Source organism: Micromonospora sp. NPDC049799 (genome assembly GCF_040656655.1).
Taxonomy (GTDB): domain Bacteria; phylum Actinomycetota; class Actinomycetes; order Mycobacteriales; family Micromonosporaceae; genus Micromonospora.
The window spans coordinates 1-1,843 of record NZ_JBFAMU010000747.1 but is presented as its reverse complement, the minus strand read 5'-3'; the positions used below and the strand labels follow the sequence as shown (position 1 = coordinate 1,843).

Annotated in this window: 2 protein-coding genes; one reads left to right on the top strand and one right to left on the bottom strand. The window is 74.2% G+C overall.

All coding sequences use genetic code 11. The annotated features are described in order from the left end of the window. Positions 1-815 (bottom strand): serine/threonine-protein kinase (locus AB0I76_RS29060; protein ID WP_357042088.1); only part of this gene is annotated, 815 nt, incomplete at its 3' end. Between the two features lie 539 nt (positions 816-1,354). On the opposite strand from AB0I76_RS29060, the gene AB0I76_RS29055 reads away from it, so the two are divergent. Next, the coding region (locus AB0I76_RS29055) for an RNA polymerase sigma factor (protein WP_357042085.1) at positions 1,355-1,843 on the top strand (489 nt) is incomplete at its 3' end.

The window sequence follows — 1,843 nt, the reverse complement described above, 5'->3', positions numbered from 1 at the left end:
GACGGGTCGGACACCGCGGCCCGGGCCGCCTCGGCCATGGCCGCGCCGCTGGTGAACCGGTCGCCGGGATCCTTGGCCAGCGCGCGGCCGACCAGTGCCCGGACCGCCTCCGGGATGTCGTGCGGCAGCTCCGGCGGCTCGTCGTCGAGGTGCCGAACGGCGACCTGGAGGGGGTTGTCGCCGGTGAACGGCGGGCTCCCGCTCAGGCAGCAGTACGCCACCGCGCCGAGGGCGTAGATGTCGGTGGCCCCGGACACCGGCCGCCCGGCGGCCTGCTCGGGCGCCATGTAGAGGGCCGTGCCCGGCACCGCGTTGGTGCTGGTGATGCTCGTGACGTTGGTCGAGCGGGCCACCCCGAAGTCGACCAGGACGACGGTGCCGTCCTCCTGCACCAGCAGGTTGCTCGGCTTGACGTCACGGTGCACGATGCCGCCCTTGTGGGCGGCGTGCAGGGCCTGCGCCGCCTGCGCGACGATCGACATCGTCTCGGCGACGTCCAACCGGCCGGCGGCCTCGATCCGCTTGGACAGCGGTTCGCCGGTGACGAACTCCATCACCAGGTAGTCGGCGCGCCCGCCGTCGACCAGGTCGTCCGCGCCGCAGTCGTAGACCTGGACGATGCCGGGGTGGCGCAGCGCGGCCATGATCCGCGCCTCCGCGCGGAACCGGGCGATGAAGTCGGGGTCGGAGACCAGCGCCGGCAGCAGGACCTTGACCGCGACCTGCCGGCCGAGGATCAGGTCCGTGGCACGCCAGACGTCGCCCATGCCGCCGGTGGCGACACGGTCGTCCAGGCGGTACCGACCGCTGAGCACGAGCTCCGATGACAACACAGCATTACCGTACCCAGCGGGGCGGCGGACGTCGCGCCGTGCCTGCACCCGTGCCGGTCGACACCCAACCCGGCGGGGCCTGTCGGCGAGGCATCCCGGCCCGCTATCCTGTGACCGCTCCCGGACGCTGCGTGACGAGACCCGCTGCGCGCGCTGCGCACACCGACGTCTCCACCCGTCTTGTGTGCGCGGAGCGTCCTCCGAGTGCCCACCGTTACCTCGACACGCCGTCCGATCCGCGCGATAATTCTCACTCTTCCGGCGAGCGGGGCCGACTTGTCCGTTCAGGCCCGTGCTCCTACCGTTAGCGCGACTCGGGCTCAGCCGGCGGCCCTCGCCGCCGGCCGGACCGCCATGGCGAGAGTCCAGGCTCACCGTCCGGGCTGTCGTGGGATCGGGCGTGATCAGGTCAGCGGGGGGCTGAGGGTGCGGGAGCAGGTCCGGGCACCGGACCGGGGTGGCGTCGCGTACGCCCGGGCCGGGGTGCGCCGCAGCGTGTCCGCCGGACGGAGGCGACCCGGGTGACGGCCGAGCTCAACGACGCGGTCGTCCGCGCCCAGGCCGGTGACGAGGACGCCTTCCGGTTCCTCTACCGCAGCCTCCAACCCGGCCTGCTGCGCTACCTCACCGCGCTGGTCGGCGCGGACGCCGAGGACGTCGCCTCCGAGGCGTGGTTGCAGATCTCCCGGGACCTCCCCACCTTCACCGGAGGCGAGTTCCGGGCCTGGACCGTCACCATCGCCCGCAACCGGGCCATGGACCACCTGCGGCGGCAGCGGCGCCGTCCCTCCCTGCCCGTCCCGGTGCAGGCACTCAGCGAGCTGGCCGGCGACGCGGACACCGCCGAACGGGCCGGCGAGACCATCGGCACCGAGGCGGCCCTCGCGCTGATCGCCACCCTGCCGCCGCGGGAGGCCGAGGCGGTGCTGCTCCGGGCCGTCATCGGTCTGGACGCCGAGACCGCCGGGCGCGTCCTCGGCCGGCGCCCCGGCGCCGTGCGTACCGCAGCC